Genomic DNA, 16,713 nt, shown 5'->3' with positions numbered 1-16,713 from the left:
GTTCAGTATGTTCTGGACGATTATATACAAACAGTACGATTGGGGACAAACTATTCAAAAAAACCTCTCAAAATCATTATGTTTCCTTTATATTTTGAACTAAGAAAAGATGTTTCCCTCTATTTGTCATTTTTATATGATCAACATAATTGAATGATAGTTCAATATCTGCAACATTGTTAAAGTTAACTAAAATGTTCAATTCATCTTCAATAGTGAATCCATCTCCTCTTACTATATTAATAATAACTTTTCCTTTTTCGTTCTGAGCTAACTGCCATTGTTTGATATTTTTAAAGGCTGTCATATGCTGCCCAAAAATCAAAGCTGTTAAAAATATTTTTTGATTATCTTTAGATATTATGTAATCTTGATTACGTCCTTGAATTTTATTAAAGTGGACGGTCCCACCATTCCTGTAAGCAAGCTCTCCCATATCGCCTGTATCATATCGTATAAATGGCATCCCCAGATTATTAAAACCTGTGACAACAATATTTCCCACTTCACCGATGCCGACATCTCTACCTTTATCATCCAACACCTCAATGTAGCCATAGATTGGCGATGATTTATATACATACGATTTATCCTGCGTATAGCAATATAGCGCTAACTCAGTGTGTCCGTACTCAAAATAAACCAAAGTAGAAAAAGCTTTTTCAATATTATCTCTTTGTGCAGGTGAACACATTTCTGCTGTCAGGTTAACACCTTTGACATGAAATGGAAGTGAGATTTTATTTTTTAAAATATAAGAAGCTAGTTTATCAAAAAAGGAAGGGTAACCACGTAATATAGCAGGTCTAATTTCAATCAACTTGTTAACATAATAATGAATATTGTCATCAGTAATATATAGAACAGAAAAACTATACTCTCCCCAAACACAATTTGGATCTTTCTTTGTCCAGTAAATATTATTTTCTCTTAGTTCTTTTTTAATATCATTACCGCCAGAACCGACTATAACATCTCCATCTTCGAACCCCATCAAAGAATATAAATACCAATGATGAGCATTATCAACCAAACCAGCTGGCTTATCAGAGTAAAACTCTAGTGGTTCCCCAGTACTCCCTCCAGTATTCCTTTTAACTAACTGTGATCTGGGAATTTTTTTACTGATGAGACTTTCGCTATTTGAAGTTATAGTATCCTTTGTTAATATTGGTAGTTCTTTAAATGAGCTTTCAATATTAACCCAATCAAAACCATTATCATCAAACAGCTTATTATAATAGTCAGTGTTAGTGTAACTATATTTAAGGACATTGGTTAACATTTCAAATTGGACGAGCTTAACCTTATTACTGTCATAGTCCTCTAAGATTCTAAGTTTATTCATCACCCTCTTCTCTATGCATCCATTTCTTTTATTCAAAAAGAATCTATATATAGGAAATATAAACCTAGAACCAACAACTAATTTAATGAATCGTAAAAACAAAACATTCACTATATTATTCCTTTATTTTTCAGATCGCTCCTTATTAATAGGGAGTATTCATTAATGCTAACGTCCTCATCACCTTGGAGAGCACGAAACTTATACGAACGGAAAACTGAGTTCTTAGTCCTATTTAAAACAAAGCCATAGACTCGACTTATAAAAAAAGCCTTGCTCATAAGAAAAGAAAGAGACTCGACTAACCGAAAACTAACCCGATTTAAGGCTAAAAGCTCTAGGAATAGCTTCATCTGTTTTTTAGCAACACGACTATTTTTTCGTTTTATCTCAGCATGAATCCCGGCAAAGACAAAAATCTTCATCAATTTATTTGGTACAATATTTCGATGAGATCCCTCTCTAAGTGCCTGAGTCCGTAATAATGCATTCCAAAAATATAAAGCACTTGACCCTATATGGTAATCTCCGGCGAATCGATGATATTCGACACCTTGCTCCACCACACCGTCTTCAGGTAATGTCAACACCGGCGATATGCGATCAGATGACGTCCCAACCCATCCAAGTGGTATAAAAGACTTTAAGTATTTGTCTTCCAACGACATAGCTATTGCACCTAAATTTGCATCTGGTGGTATAGTTGCAAATATTCTTCCCTTTTGAAGGTTCTTCGCTTCTAGTATTACGTCCCTTCTAAATAAAGATGTTCCATACATTTCCGGTAGCTCGAAGTATTCTTGGAAACTTAGTAAGGTTTTTCTAACTTCATTTTTTGTATCGAGCACCGTAAACTCTTTTCTAGCGTTGTAGTTAACGGCGGTTTTTCCATATAAGGACTGACTACTTTTCCAAAAATAATATGCTCTTGATGACATTATTGTACGAATACATTTATCTTCAGCAAGATCTGTTAAAACATCTGCAAGTTCAAAAAAGTACGCTTGTAATCCATCATCCGCGCCCAGGTACATCACCCATTTACCCGTAGCAAATTGAAAGGCCCACTCAAAATGCTGCACCATAGTCATTCTTTGTTCTGGGCGAACAACCTTTAGATTTTTATGCTGCAGAGAATCGAGGTAGCCGCTAGTCCCATCATTTGAGCTATCATCGCTGACAATAAGCTCGTAGTCATCGTAATTTTGACTGAGGATACTCTCAATACAAGACGGGAGGTAGTCTATTGCGTTATGTACAGGAATTATAATCGAATATCGCATAGCTACTTTCTAGCCTCTATATAGCAACTAACTCCAGGTACAGTATTGTCAAAAAATTTAGTGTCTCTTAAAGCAGCGTTTCTACTTTGGCCATATGCAGACGCATAAACTTCGGAGAAACCTAACTTTTCTAATTTCTCTATAATCTTATCTGTATTCATCCAGTTTATATGATAACCAGATTTCTTTGGATCAAAATGACAATTCTTACATATTAAATCCAAAGCTTTAGGGTATGAATGTTTATTAAAAATATCTTTAAGTTGTTCATCTGTAATATTGTGTTTATTAGAGTATTTGGTCAGCGGAGATACCGTCGCCGCAAAATAATACAAAAATATTGCCCCTAAGCTAGCTTCAGACATAGGATTCAACTCCAAGCTCTCAATTACTGTATGATCCGAATAAAACTTTATGCTATTCCTATAAAATTCCTTATCATTATTAATATACGCCTCGTAATATAGATTAACGTCCGGCACTGTGATTCTTATAACTCCATTTCGCTTTAGAACACGAAACGATTCGGATAAGATATTATCCACAGCCTCTTCATTAATATGCTCAAGAGTGTGGCTCGTATATATTATTTCTGCAGAATCACTATCGATAGGAAGAGGTTTAAGCTCCATCAAATCGTAGTTGATATTAATTTTGTTATCTTTATACCACGAGTTACTAAAATCAACATTTCTCCATAAGGGATGGAAGAATGAGCCTGCTCCTATATTGTAAAAAGGCCTTTGCTCAATGACATCATCACTATACAATCTATGATAAACACTAGTATCTATAATTTCTTTATTTATTCTGTGAACTTGAAAACCAAAAGAGTTTATTAACCGTCTAATATTGTCTTTTAACATCATGCCTCCAAATATACACTAGGATATTCATCTATATATAATGAACTATTCTCCATCATCCAACCCCGAAGCTCTGATAACATAACATTATAACTATCGACCTTATAACCACTGTCATAATTTGTTTTTAAACTTTTATCTACAAATTTTGCAGAACCTTTCTCTATGGAAATAGGAAGATTGAATTCACTTGTAACCAATTTTAATAGTTCATACTTCGATATTCTTGAGCTATTGGTCAAATTCAATAGTCCCGTTCTTTCACTGTTTATGTAATAATCAATAGCTTTGGCTAATTCGAGTGTGGTAACCCCGCTCCAATAAACATTCGAGTAACCTTGAACGTGATCTTGTTTAAAAAACCAATGTAATAAACCTTCACCATTACTTTTTAGCTCTGGACCAATGATTGAGGTTCTTATAGTCAAATTTTGATCATTAACAATTTCGCCAAGTGACTTTGAGCGTCCGTATAAATCTTCTGCGTCTGATAGTGCCCCTTCCGTATACCCCCCATCTTTTCCAGAGAAAACACAGTCAGTACTAATATGTATCAGTTTCGATTTTATCTCTCTGGCCATATCTGACAAAAAATGAGGCAGATATGAATTCAGATAAATAGCATTTTTTGGAGAATTAGTTGCTCCTCTTATCAAAACACCTATACAATTAATTATTATATCAGGCCTCATAATGGTGATAAGTTTTGATAGTTTCTCTTTTTCTCTTACATCAACAACCACCGAGCGTTCATTCAACTTAGTTCTAAAAGAAACATTTTCAATAACGTATTTATTTCTAGATTCCAAGTAGTTATGAATAACATGACCAGCCATCCCTGTAGCGCCAAGAATAAGTATTTTTTTCACGGTAGTCTTCCTTCTTTGAGACTATATTTTACCACATCCAATGTCATTAGAAGTTCTATCGTTTCATCTAGATCTAGCTGCTTAGTATTGTCAGAATTATACTCTGTGACAATTCCGCTCACTTGTTTATTATCTTTGGATTCAACATTATAATTTAGGTCTCTGCTATCCATAGGAATACGATAAAATCCACCCATATCTTCAGCTTTGGACATCTCCTCTCCATTACATAGAGTTTCATACTTCTTCTCTCCATGTCTTGCTCCAATAATTTTAATTTCATTGGTAGCAGAAAAAATACTCTTCAGTGCTAAAGCGACATTGAGCACGGTTGTTGCTGGAGCCTTATGAACAAAGATGTCACCGTTATTAGCATGTTCAAATGCAAACTTTACTAAATCAACAGACTGCGGTAAGGACATCATGAATCTGGTCATTTCTGGTTCTGTGATAGTAATATCTACCCCAGACATTATTTGTTCAATAAATAATGGAATCACTGAGCCTCGCGAGCCCATCACATTTCCGTATCTTGTCGCACAAAAAATCGTTTTTCCTGAATTATAAGCTCTCGCTTTACCTACGGTTAATTTTTCCATCATTGCTTTAGATATACCCATAGCATTAATAGGAAGAACCGCTTTATCGGTGCTCAATACTACAATTTTTTCTACATTATTTTGAAGTGCAGCTTGCAAAACATTTTCAGCACCGAGTATGTTCGTTTTTACTGCTTCTAGTGGGTAAAATTCACAAGATGGAACTTGTTTCAAAGCCGCCGCATGAAAAATATAGTCCGTACCTTTTGTTGCATCAGATATACTTTGAGAGTCGCGCACATCTCCTATAATAAACTTGAGTTTATCGTTGGCATATTTTTTGCGCATGTCATCCTGTTTTTTTTCATCCCTGCTAAATATTCTAATTTCTTTAATATCAGTCTTAATAAAGCTATCAACAACTGTATGGCCAAACGATCCTGTTCCACCAGTTATTAGAATTGTTTTTTCTTTATACATGTTACATACCAATCTTCTTGAGTTTTTTAATGATGCGCTCTAACAAATTTGCTTGCCTAAAACGACTTCCCCCAAGCTTTAACCAACATTCATAGTTACTATTCCAACGTTCGTTGACTAAGCCATTCCAAAATTTTGGCTGACCATACGCATGAATGATCTTTGCTTCTGGAGCTAAATGAGTATCAGTCGGATGAGGAGAGTACTCTTCTATTTTCAATGGCGTTACATTTAAGTTGAACTCTTGTATCATAAAATTAAATATGGACTGTTCAGGTAAATAAATTACATTAGAGTACTTCTTCAAGTTCTTATAACAGAAATCGTACATTGAGTTATAATCACCAATGTGATCTTGTAGTACAAAAATACTTGCACATATACCATCTGCATCCATGTCATATTCATCAACTGCAAAGTGTAATTGATCTCTTACATTTCCACTCAGCATAAATTTAATACCGGAATCACAGTATTCGAACAGTTCTGAAATATCTTTTTGAATGACGATGTCATAATCAGAAAGCATTACACTATGATATTCATTCAGTAATTTTAGGCATTCAAACTTGGCAAACACCATTTTCGTAAAGTAATTTATGATACTATCAGGTATAAAAGAGATATCATCAAATGGCATCTCATATTCGATAAATCGAGTTGGGAGTATAGTATTTATTAATTTTTTATCTTTCTCACAGATCCCGTCATGAAGAACTACCACTTCATCAGCCAAGCTCGGGGACAGACGCTTTATGTCCATCAATACACATGCAATGCTAAAAGTAAGGTTCTTAGACACCGCAAAAACAATGGCGCGGTCTTTCTTATTTTTCACTAGAGGGCTCCTCATCTATTTTATGTAACCTCTTTGGATCCATAAAGAGTCGGATTGAACACCATCCACAGACAATTTAAAATCGACTAAAAGAAAACCTCTTTTAGTCAAGTACTCTTCCATATCACGGTAAAGCTTTTGACCTTTCCAGTATTGCTTATACTCTCCTTCGGTTTGTATTATCTTTACCTTATTTAGGTCTTCCCCAAAGCCTTCTAATACCTCATAGTTCATCCCTTCGACATCAACCTTCAGAAAATCAATTTCATTGATAGCATTCTCTTTTAAAAAATCATCCATACGAATCATCTCGACATCGACATCGACAAAGTTTTTCTTGTTAGTTGTTAAGCCATCTCTCAAAGATGAAATGCCACTATTTCCATATTCATTACCTTGAATATCTATTGCATTAAAACGAGCTCTTCCGGTTGTATTAGATACTGCTAATTCGTAATTATTAAAGTTATAGCGATTTTTTATCTCTTGAAATATTTGCGGGTGCGGTTCAAATACAAAAACATCTTTCTCATTCAATTTGAAACTCTGCCGCAAAAACTCAGCATCTTGAGCAAAGTTAGCTCCAATCTCAACAATATTTTTAGGAGTAAAATTACAAAATTTTTCGATCAATTCAACATACTGTTGCATTGACGTACCATCACTGACAGCACTAGGATGCGTATCAATTTTAACCCTAGGCTTTCTCCTAATTGTAATTGTCGTGTCGGTTAAATACTCAATCATATATATGGCTTGTTTAATTACTTTTTTAACGAGGCTCATATCTCTCTTTCACCTTAAATCTAAATATATTTGTATTTTTGTATACTACTAATAGTAGTATGGCCTGACCGATATAAGCAGCTAAAAGAGTTACAACTATTGCGCCCACACCACCATAAATAGGTATTAATAAATAATTAAATGTCACATTTATTACTACCGTCACTATCGTTATATATAAACTCCATTTAGTTAAGCTTTCCGCCAAAACAACCTGACCTAAAGAAAACAGCACAACATAAGGCAAGCCTGTCCAGATATATAGTGACAAATAGTGGCCTGCATTGCTGAATTGTGAGCCATATAGAAGATGTATTATGTTACTTGAAAAACTTGACACGATAAGAACAAAAGGAATAGCAAAATAGCTCATGTATTTAATGCTACTAAATATTCTTGTTCGATATAAATCCAAACTTTGGCTCTTTGCCGATATTATGGCAGGAAAAACTGACTTCCCTATTAAAACAGGAAGTATCAACCAAATTTCAGCAATGCGAACTGCTGCAGCATAATTTCCAACGACTTCATAACCTGCCATGTTACTTAACATAACTTGATCTATACGCATGTTAATCATTGACGCTATGCTTGCAAGTATTAGAGGCCACGACTCTCTCAGTAATGAGAAAGCCATGTTTTTATTAAACTTAAATCCACTTAATAAACTAATATCTTTATTACAATGCACTGCTATAAAAAAGTAAAGAAGCCCTATTGCAAGCACTGCACTTTCAAATAACACCACCCAAGCAAATGATACTAACGGAGCTTCATTTAATATTAGAAAAACCTTTACTCCGCTAGCCAACATTAAACTTAACACATTAGCATATACAACATATTTACTTAAAACCTTGCTTTGAAAATAGAAATCAATAACATTAAAGGAATGAAATATTGTAGCTGAGGCAATAATGAACACTAGTGTATTAGTATAATCATCATTGGTAGTAAATTTAATAGCGATAGCTAATATACAAAAAACCACCATAGCACCAATTAATTTTAGCAAAAAAGTGGTTCCGATAATATCGTCATGTCTATTTTTGTATTTAACTAATTCCCGCACCACGATGCCATCCAAGCCTAGGGTTGCAAAGGCCATAAATAAAGCAACGAAGCTTTGAGCATAGGCAAACATACCAAACTGTTCAGGACCTAAATACCTAGCAACCCATAGGCCAATAGAAAGACCTATGATCATGCGGAGAAACCTTTCAGCGAAAAGCCAGGACGTATTTTTTAAGTATTTAACAAAGCCTTGTCGCAACATTAAAGCTCTAATCTTACTAATTATTTTATTCAAACTGCTACTAAAAACTCTTGCTATATACTAAACAAATTATCAAATAAGAAACCATAATCTTATCGGTAACGTTTTTTAAAAATAAGCTTTCTGAAGTTTCCGTTCATGATACTCCCAATATAAAACCCTGTTCAAAACGACCAAAACTCATACAGAAAACGCACTACAGAAAACTCTGACGAGGTCATTATCATCCAACATATTACTCGTTTTCTTCGACAAAAAAAACTACGGGAGAACTTATGCTTATCTTCTATCCGCCAACTGCGCCGGATAGCCCACCAAAACTAACCATGATATACTTCGATCATAAAAACTTCTCACTGGGTAGACATTATGATCATCGTAACTGGCGGTGCTGGCATGATTGGCAGCAACATCATCAAAGCACTCAACGAGCAAGGCATTACAGACATTTTAGTTGTCGATAACCTAAAAAACGGTAAGAAATTTCAAAACCTTGTTGACCTTGAGATCGCAGATTACATGGACCGTGATGATTTTCTGACACAAATCATGGCGGGCGATGACTTTGGCCCTATTGACGCGGTATTCCATGAAGGTGCTTGCTCGGCGACGACCGAGTGGGATGGCAAATACATGATGCTCAACAACTATGAGTACTCAAAAGAGCTGCTTCACTACTGTCTTGAGCGTGAAATTCCGTTTCTATACGCATCGTCAGCAGCCACTTACGGTGAAACGGATACCTTTATTGAAGAGAAACAGTACGAAGGCGCACTCAACGTATACGGTTACTCGAAACAGCAGTTTGATAACTATGTGCGTCGTATTTGGCAAGATGCCGAAGAGAATGGTGAAACACTGTCTCAAATAACTGGTTTCCGCTACTTCAACGTTTACGGCCCGCGTGAGCAGCACAAAGGCTCGATGGCGTCTGTTGCCTTTCATCTGAATAATCAAATGAACGCCGGTGAGAATCCAAAGCTATTTGCTGGTAGTGAGCATTTTAAGCGCGATTTTGTTTATGTCGGTGATGTGGCCGCGGTCAATCTTTGGTTCTTTGAACATGGTGTATCGGGCATTTTTAACCTAGGTACTGGTAATGCCGAGTCTTTTGAAGAAGTGGCCAAAGCAGTGATTACTTATCACGGCAAAGGTGAAGTTGAAACCATTCCCTTCCCAGAGCATCTAAAAGGCGCCTACCAAGAGTACACGCAAGCGGACCTGACTAAGCTTCGAGCAGCAGGTTGTGACCACCAATTCAAAACGGTGGCACAAGGTGTGGCTGAGTACATGGCGATCATTAATAAATCGTAGTAACAAGAAAAACCAGATTCCAGATAACTCCCTCGTTTCCGGAATGACATTGTAAAAGACTTTAAAAGGATAATGGTTTGAAAATCGCAGTTGCAGGCACTGGCTATGTAGGCCTTTCTAATGCCATGTTGTTGGCACAGCATCATGATGTGGTCGCTGTAGACATTATTGAACAAAAGGTAGAGATGCTCAATAACCAGCAATCACCTATTGTCGATGCCGATATTGAGCACTTTCTGGCTAACAAATCGTTAAGCTTTACTGCAACCTTAGATAAACAGGCCGCCTATCAAGATGCGCAATATGTGGTCATCGCTACCCCTACCGATTACGACCCAAACACCAACTACTTCAATACCTCATCGGTAGAAGCGGTGATTAAAGAGGTGATGGCCATCAACCCTAATGCGGTGATGGTGATTAAATCAACCGTACCTGTGGGTTACACCGACCGCATCAAGCAAGAGCTTAGCTGCGATAACATCATCTTCTCGCCAGAATTTTTACGTGAAGGTAAAGCGCTGTACGACAACTTGTACCCTTCTCGTATAATTGTTGGAGAAAGAAGTGAACGTGCTGAAACTTTCGCTAATCTTCTGGTTGAAGGTGCAAAAAAGAGCGACATCGACGTTCTGTTTACCGATTCGACCGAAGCCGAAGCGGTCAAGCTGTTCTCTAACACCTACCTAGCAATGCGCGTTGCCTACTTCAATGAGCTCGACTCCTACGCCGAGGCGCACGGTTTAGACTCTCGACAAATCATTGAGGGGGTGGGCTTAGATCCGCGCATTGGTAATCACTATAACAACCCCTCTTTTGGTTATGGCGGTTACTGCTTACCCAAAGACACTAAGCAGCTACTGGCCAACTACCAAGAAGTGCCAAACAATATCATCGGCGCCATTGTCGATGCCAACCGCACTCGTAAAGATTTTATTGCCGACAGTATTTTGAAGCGCCAACCAAAAGTGGTGGGGATTTACCGACTGATCATGAAAGCAGGCTCAGATAACTTCCGCGCCTCCTCGATTCAAGGCATTATGAAGCGCCTAAAGGCTAAAGGCATTGAAGTGGTGGTGTATGAGCCGGTACTGAAAGCGTCGCACTTTTTCCACTCTGAAGTCATCACCGATCTCGATGAATTTAAGTCGCGCTCAGATGTGATTGTCTCTAACCGGATGACAGAGAGCCTGTCGGATGTGGCGGATAAAGTGTATACTCGCGACCTATTTGGTAGTGATTAGAGTACAGCCCCCCTCTAGGCACTAGAAAGTAAACTAAATCGAGTATTTATGAGTTCTGTTCGCGACGATTTTGATGCTAAAGCGTATAACCCGACTTTTGAGTGGGGTTTTCTTGCACCTAAATATTGGGGAACCTGGTTGGCGGTACTGATCGGGGCGTTGTTGAGCTTGTTGCCTAACGCGGTGCAGTTATTCATCGCGCGCCAGTTGGCCAAGGTGGCGGTTAAGCTCAATAACAAAGCCAATCGCCGCGCTCGAGTTAACCTTGCAATGTGTTTCTCGTCCAAAAGTGATACCGAGCGTGAGCAGATCTTGTATCAGGCCTATGTCACCTCTATCTCGTTCACCATTGGCTTTGCCTCACTCACCTTAAGAAGCAAGCAATGGCTTGAGAATAACACCACCATTCGCGGTTTTGAGCACCTCACCAATGTTACTGATAGCGGTGAGAATGTGATTCTATTGGTGCCTCATACCTGGGCGATTGATATACCGGCAGTGTTACTCGCATCACGCGGCTTGCCCGTTTCGGCGATGGCCAAAGCGCAAAAAAATCAAGTATCAGACTGGTTAATGCATAAGCAGCGAGTACAGTACGGCGGCCGTGTCTATGATAGAAGCGGTGGCATCAAACCTTTTATTAAGTCGGTGCGCAGTGATGGCTACCTAGGCTATTACCTGCCTGATGAAGATTTAGGTCGCGAGCACAGTGTGTTTGTTGATTTTTTTGATACCACCAAAGCCACCATTTCTGGCTTAGGTCGCTTATCAAAGTTGAGTAAATCGAAAATTGTGCCGCTGTTTGCGATGTATAACAGCCAAACTGGCCAATACGAGCTCGACTTTTACCCCGCACTACCTTTCCCGACCGGCGACGAGCACCAAGATGCGCGCATGATGAATCAATGCATTGAAGACTACGTGTCGCAAAGACCCGAGCAATATATGTGGATTCTGCGTTTGTTGAAAACGCGCCCGGATACTGATGTTAATCCTTACGGAAAATAATAACTCCATGAAAGACAACCTGCAAAAAGCACTTATCTTGTTGCCCTTTTTCTACCTGTTTACTTTTATTGCTATTCTCCCCGATGGAGAAAAGAAAATGGTGGTCGGTGCACTCATCGCTATCGCTGCTAGTTTACTGCTAGGACGTACTGACACCATCAAAAATAATCTATCTAATTATGTGCTTTGGGTTGTTATCTTGTTTACTGGTTTTGTGCTGTTTAAATACCTATTTCAAACAGCTAGCCCTAGTATGCTAAGGGCTACCTTGGCAGTTTCTCTCCTTATGATCTGCTTTCCCGTTAAGCTACTCAGTCAAAGAGTATTAATGTGGTTAACGTTTATTGGTGCAGCAGTCGTTGCCTTAAACAGCGGCTACTATTTCTTTATTGAAGGTAAAGCGCGATACACTGGCCAAATGAATGCCATCCCTTACGCGACTATCTGCGGTGCACTGGCGGTCGTCGGTTTGTATCAGTTTCTTACCACGAAGAAGCTGATTCCGATTGTCACTACGTTGTTAGCTGTTACTAGTGTGTTGCTTTCGCAAACCAGAGGCATTTGGTTAGCGCTAGTTTGCGCCTTTGCTATCTTATTGTTTTTCTACCTTCGCACGCAGAAGCAACGCTGGCGGATTTTGGGCGCTATTGTAATTGCGCTTTTTACACTCACTTTTGCTTTCAAAGACACCTTGATTAAGCGCTACGAACAAACACAAGTTGAGTTTACTGCAGTGCAAAAAGGTAACTACGGCACGTCTATCGGCTTAAGATTAACAATGTGGCAAGCGGCCACTGAAATAGGCAAGCGTCATTTTTGGGTTGGCGCTGGATCCGATCACAAGCAAGTGTTTCTAGATTTAGTTGAAGAAGGCAAAATTGAGGAACACTTAGCAAAGTTTCACCCTGATCAATATCATAATCAGTTCTTTGAGAACTTCGCTAAAATGGGCATTATTGGCTTACTCCTGACTCTACTGCTATTTCTGGCGCCCGCTTATTACGCGATTAGTCGACCAAGCGAAAAAAGTAGCTTGATACTCGCACTCTCGGCATTTTACTTCGTTGCCTGTTTAACCGATTCGCCGCTTTGGTACGCCGAAACAACCTTGATGTATCTAATGTTGATTATTCCTTTGTGTAGCGACCAACTCTCTTTCAAAAAGAAATCAGAAGAAGCATCACTATGAACATTTTGATCTTTAGTTCTTACAAAGATGCCTGGAACAGCGTACGCCCTGAAGCAGAAATGTTTATTGAGATGGCAAAGCTGGGGCATAATATAACTATCGTAACCCAAGGTAACGCCGAGTACGTGGCACGTTTCAAAAAGTGCGGCATAAAGGTAATTGATTGCTACCCCAGTAAAAAAATCTGCTTGAATGCAATCAAAACACTGCGCCAAGAGCTCAAGCGACAGCACTACGACATCGTGTATGCGATGAACTCTAAAACCATCCCCAACGCGGCCTTTGCTTGTATCGGTTTTAACCGTACCAAGCTCGTCACTTACCGAGGCACTGTGGGTGGCCTATATCGCCACGACCCATCTGCTTACCTAACCCATTTACACCCGCGTGTTGACGGAATAAGTTGTGTGGCACAAGCCGTGACCGATGATGTTAAACAAAAGGTGTGGGCAATCACAGACAAGGTCAAAACCATCTACAAAGGCCATGACATGAGCTGGTATCAAGCCGAGCCTATCGATAGAGCTGAACTAGGTATTGCTGAAGATGCGGTTTGTGCAATATGTATTGCCAACGCACGACCAAGCAAAGGTGTGCATATATTGCTTGAGAGTGCGGCTCAGCTAGCAGATATCGACAACCTGCATATCTTGTTAGTTGGGCGGGATATGGATACCGAGCAAAACCTTAAACTAGCCTCTAATAGCGGCATGAAAGAGCGAATCCACTTCTTGGGGTATCGCAAAGATGTGCCCAACCTGCTTGCTAGCTGTGATATGCAAATTCAACCGTCGGTCAGCGGTGAAGGGTTACCTAAAACCATTATCGAAGCCATGGCGATGGGCATTCCTTCTATAGTGACAACCACAGGCGGTGGTAAAGAGTTGATTATTGAGGGAGAATCTGGCTATGTGGTACCCGTGAAAGATAGCCAAGCCATCGCCGATAAAATTCGTTTACTGAGCCAAGATAAAAATAAACGCATCGTTATGGGTAAAAGGGCTCAAAGCAGAATTCGCGATGAGTTTTCTACCCAAGCCACTGCCAAGCAACACATCGCGTTTTTTCAGTCTTTACTCAACCAATAATTGCCCCGCCAATATTGCTATTGGCGGTTTTTATTTCGCTTCCAAACTTTGAATAAGGTTTGTGGGCGAGTAGGAAAGACATATAAGCAGCGCTGCAAAAATAACATCATCGACTCAACCACAGAAGCTTCTGTTTTAAAGCACGAATCGCACATCTCTTTATATAACTGCTGCCACTCAAAAAACTGCAAGTGTGCCACTCTACCTGATGTTCTCGATACTCTCGCCGTACCGAGAAACTTTTGACACAAACCTAAACCGAGTTTATCCAGTGGCGCTACGATCAGGTTGTTGGCAATAATTCGGTTTGAACGTTCAATGATCTTTCCATCGTTATCTAACAAATGTGTAAGCTTGATGCTCGAATCAAACTGTTGCAGCGCGGCAATAAACAGCGCTTGAGTACAGTCGATATTAAAGTTAGGGAAACCTTTACTAACGGGCTCTTCTGCTGAGGGGACAAAGTCCTGAAATAATGGGAAGTCCCATAGTGCAAGTACATCTTCAGTTAAACCAAAATAGAAAAAGTCACTCACATGATAAGCGACTGAGAAGCCTTTAGCATACTTGCGAGTAAACACATCACTAACAACCACTCGCTCCGTCAAGAAACAATCTTGTTCACAGCGCTTTGAATACTGTTGCTGTAAAGCGACAAAGCTATTTGAGGTAAGAAAGTTATCACTACGAAGCTTAACCGCATATTTGGTGGTTACTCGCTTTAACCCCTCAACTGAGGAAACGATTTGTCGATTGTTGTTGTACCACTGTGGTGTACCATCGAGCTTGAGATTACGACTGTTAGCGCCGGGATCCGGTGAAATGACCAATTCATCGTAATCCAACCCACTCAAATTTTGATTAGGCCAAGTTGACAAGATAATGGTTGCCCCAGGTAAATGCTCGCGTATAGAGTTCAAACATTTAGTGGTAATGTTCGGCTCTTGAGGTCGGTCATTAAACGTTTGTACAGGTCCCTGAACAACCACAGTAATATCTTTACCATTAATCACAAAGCTTCTCACTTAATGCTATGTAGTGCTCACTGACTCGTCGATAATCTAAAAAGGCGAGATCTTCCGGCCCTACTTGGGGTGGGGCTTCCAAGACTTGGTCGATTTTTGCTGCTAGTGCATCAACATCACCCTTTGGCACAACCCATTCGTTCAAGCGTCCAGAGAGTAGCTCGTTCACTCCACCAACCTCTGTGGCCACAACTGGCGTACCTATAGCGATACTTTCTATCACCACAGTCGGTAAACCCTCGATATCTGAGCTCAATATATAAGCACTGGCTTGCTTAAAATACGGAAGAAGATTGTTGCAAAAGCCCCAAAAGATCACATCATCGGCAACCCCCAAGTTTATAGAAAGCTCTTTAAGCTCTTTCAATTTGCGGCCTTCACCAAAAATCACCAGTTTGTGGGTTCGCTTTGTCTTCGCATAAGCTTTAATTAGAATATCAAAGCGCTTGGTACGATCAGGCCTCCCTGCGGCCATAATGTATTTCTCAGGTACGTCTTTTGTTGTGCCCTTTTCGGCTCGAGCAACCAACGAGTCAAAGTTGAAGCCATTGTAAATGGTTTCTAGGCTTCTCGGTTTAGCCTTCATCTTTTGAATCATGTCATCGCGTGCCGAGTTAGACACTGAGAGCAAACGCTTCCCACCATACACTTTTTGATAAACACGCTGGTAGACTAGCTTGAAAATACCACGACGCCGACCAAGAAAGTTATCGTATTTGCAACTATGTAACACACCATAATGAGGCGTTTTTAGCGCGCTTAATCCGACAAAAATAGAGCCATGGACAATAGCCCCATCATACTCTTTGAAATGTTCATCTAACTGCCGGCAGAAATAGCGTCTAAAAAGAAACTGATAGAGGTGTTTGCCAAAAATATTTTTGAAAAATCGGAAGCGATAACCGGTAAAACTGTAGACAGTCTCTTCACTTAGGCCCTTTATTTTTAGGTATTTATCGTTATCTTTCAGTCCACCCTTTGGTGGATCAACAAAAATGTAATCGATCTCCCATCCCTTCGAGCGCAACTCGTTTACAACATCGCGAGTGACCAAATACAAGCTTGTGTGGTAGCCGCCACTCACAACAAAGGCTAGCTTCTTCTGTCTCATCTATCCGCTCTAAAGGTATCAATATAACCGCTCAAATGTTAACATAAACTTCATTAAAAAATAGTATTCATCACCCTATGAAAAGACTGATCGTAGATCTAGATGGCACCATCACCACTGCCGACACTTCTGACTATCACAATGTGTCACCAGACCTCGAGGTGATAAAATGCTTGAGGGAATACCAAGCCAAAGGCTTCAGCATTACCATTTCTACCGCTAGAAATATGCGCACTTATGAAGGCAATGTTGGCAAGATCAACATTCACACCCTGCCCATCATCACTGAATGGTTAGACAAACATGATGTTCCTTATGATGAAGTGTTGGTCGGCAAACCTTGGTGCGGTCACGAAGGGTTCTACATTGATGATAAAGCGGTTCGACCATCAGAATTTAAAAGTATGACATTAGAAGAAATCCACACTCTGCTTGATAAGGAACGCTAA

At 39.4% G+C, this 16,713-nt stretch carries 16 protein-coding genes; 6 read left to right on the top strand and 10 right to left on the bottom strand.

Annotation, left to right across the window (positions count from 1 at the left end; all coding sequences use genetic code 11):
* Positions 1-76: 76 nt before the first annotated feature.
* From CDZ87_RS10725 to CDZ87_RS10690, 8 genes are all read right to left on the bottom strand, one after another.
* A complete protein-coding gene (locus CDZ87_RS10725; protein WP_157806463.1) occupies positions 77-1,348 on the bottom strand; it encodes a phenylacetate--CoA ligase family protein in 1,272 nt (423 codons plus the stop codon).
* Between the two features lie 110 nt (positions 1,349-1,458).
* Complete coding sequence (locus tag CDZ87_RS10720) at positions 1,459-2,631, bottom strand: glycosyltransferase (RefSeq protein WP_100753539.1); 1,173 nt, start codon at positions 2,629-2,631, stop codon at positions 1,459-1,461.
* Positions 2,632-2,633: 2 nt separating this feature from the next.
* Positions 2,634-3,497 (bottom strand): class I SAM-dependent methyltransferase, encoded by an 864-nt coding sequence (locus tag CDZ87_RS10715; protein ID WP_100753538.1) that lies wholly within the window; start codon positions 3,495-3,497, stop codon positions 2,634-2,636.
* On the bottom strand, positions 3,497-4,366 hold the full coding sequence (locus CDZ87_RS10710) for a dTDP-4-dehydrorhamnose reductase family protein (protein WP_100753537.1): 870 nt from the start codon (positions 4,364-4,366) through the stop codon (positions 3,497-3,499). The genes CDZ87_RS10715 and CDZ87_RS10710 overlap by 1 nt, the downstream gene beginning before the upstream one ends.
* Positions 4,363-5,385, bottom strand: coding sequence for a polysaccharide biosynthesis protein (locus CDZ87_RS10705; protein ID WP_100753536.1), 1,023 nt, complete (start codon positions 5,383-5,385; stop codon positions 4,363-4,365). Before CDZ87_RS10705 ends, CDZ87_RS10710 begins: the two co-directional genes overlap by 4 nt.
* 1 nt (position 5,386) lies before the next feature.
* On the bottom strand, positions 5,387-6,223 hold the full coding sequence (locus tag CDZ87_RS10700; RefSeq protein ID WP_157806462.1) for a glycosyltransferase family protein: 837 nt from the start codon (positions 6,221-6,223) through the stop codon (positions 5,387-5,389).
* A 15-nt stretch (positions 6,224-6,238) separates the two neighbouring features.
* Positions 6,239-7,009 (bottom strand): FkbM family methyltransferase, encoded by a 771-nt coding sequence (locus CDZ87_RS10695; protein WP_100753534.1) that lies wholly within the window; start codon positions 7,007-7,009, stop codon positions 6,239-6,241.
* Complete coding sequence (locus CDZ87_RS10690; RefSeq protein ID WP_100753533.1) at positions 6,996-8,285, bottom strand: flippase; 1,290 nt, start codon at positions 8,283-8,285, stop codon at positions 6,996-6,998. Before CDZ87_RS10690 ends, CDZ87_RS10695 begins: the two co-directional genes overlap by 14 nt.
* A 369-nt stretch (positions 8,286-8,654) precedes the next feature.
* On the opposite strand from CDZ87_RS10690, the gene rfaD reads away from it, so the two are divergent.
* From rfaD to CDZ87_RS10665, 5 genes are all read left to right on the top strand, one after another.
* Positions 8,655-9,599 (top strand): ADP-glyceromanno-heptose 6-epimerase, encoded by a 945-nt coding sequence (rfaD, locus tag CDZ87_RS10685; RefSeq protein ID WP_100753532.1) that lies wholly within the window; start codon positions 8,655-8,657, stop codon positions 9,597-9,599.
* A gap of 77 nt (positions 9,600-9,676) precedes the next feature.
* Positions 9,677-10,843 carry a nucleotide sugar dehydrogenase gene (locus CDZ87_RS10680; protein WP_100753531.1) on the top strand — a complete coding sequence of 389 codons (1,167 nt, stop codon included), beginning with the start codon at positions 9,677-9,679 and terminating at the stop codon, positions 10,841-10,843.
* A gap of 48 nt (positions 10,844-10,891) precedes the next feature.
* Entirely contained in the window at positions 10,892-11,851 is a 960-nt protein-coding gene (lpxM, locus tag CDZ87_RS10675) for a lauroyl-Kdo(2)-lipid IV(A) myristoyltransferase (protein ID WP_100753530.1), read from the top strand.
* Positions 11,852-11,858: 7 nt separating this feature from the next.
* Entirely contained in the window at positions 11,859-13,040 is a 1,182-nt protein-coding gene (locus CDZ87_RS10670; protein WP_100753529.1) for an O-antigen ligase family protein, read from the top strand.
* The gene (locus CDZ87_RS10665) at positions 13,037-14,128 is read left to right on the top strand and encodes a glycosyltransferase family 4 protein (RefSeq protein ID WP_100753528.1); all 1,092 of its coding nucleotides are present in this window, start codon (positions 13,037-13,039) and stop codon (positions 14,126-14,128) included. Before CDZ87_RS10670 ends, CDZ87_RS10665 begins: the two co-directional genes overlap by 4 nt.
* Positions 14,129-14,145: 17 nt before the next feature.
* On the opposite strand, the gene CDZ87_RS10660 is transcribed toward CDZ87_RS10665, so the two are convergent.
* Together CDZ87_RS10660 and CDZ87_RS10655 are read right to left on the bottom strand one after the other, a co-directional pair.
* Entirely contained in the window at positions 14,146-15,141 is a 996-nt protein-coding gene (locus tag CDZ87_RS10660; RefSeq protein WP_245834689.1) for a WavE lipopolysaccharide synthesis family protein, read from the bottom strand.
* Positions 15,134-16,264, bottom strand: a complete 1,131-nt coding sequence (locus tag CDZ87_RS10655) for a glycosyltransferase (RefSeq protein ID WP_100753527.1) — start codon at positions 16,262-16,264, stop codon at positions 15,134-15,136. The genes CDZ87_RS10660 and CDZ87_RS10655 overlap by 8 nt, the downstream gene beginning before the upstream one ends.
* A gap of 77 nt (positions 16,265-16,341) precedes the next feature.
* On the opposite strand from CDZ87_RS10655, the gene CDZ87_RS10650 reads away from it, so the two are divergent.
* Positions 16,342-16,713, top strand: coding sequence for an HAD hydrolase family protein (locus CDZ87_RS10650; RefSeq protein ID WP_100753526.1), 372 nt, complete (start codon positions 16,342-16,344; stop codon positions 16,711-16,713).

The sequence above is a fragment of the Vibrio salilacus genome, from assembly GCF_002811245.1.
Classification (GTDB): domain Bacteria; phylum Pseudomonadota; class Gammaproteobacteria; order Enterobacterales; family Vibrionaceae; genus Vibrio; species Vibrio salilacus.
Note: the sequence above shows the minus strand (reverse complement) of the source record. Positions and strands in the feature narration are given on the sequence as shown.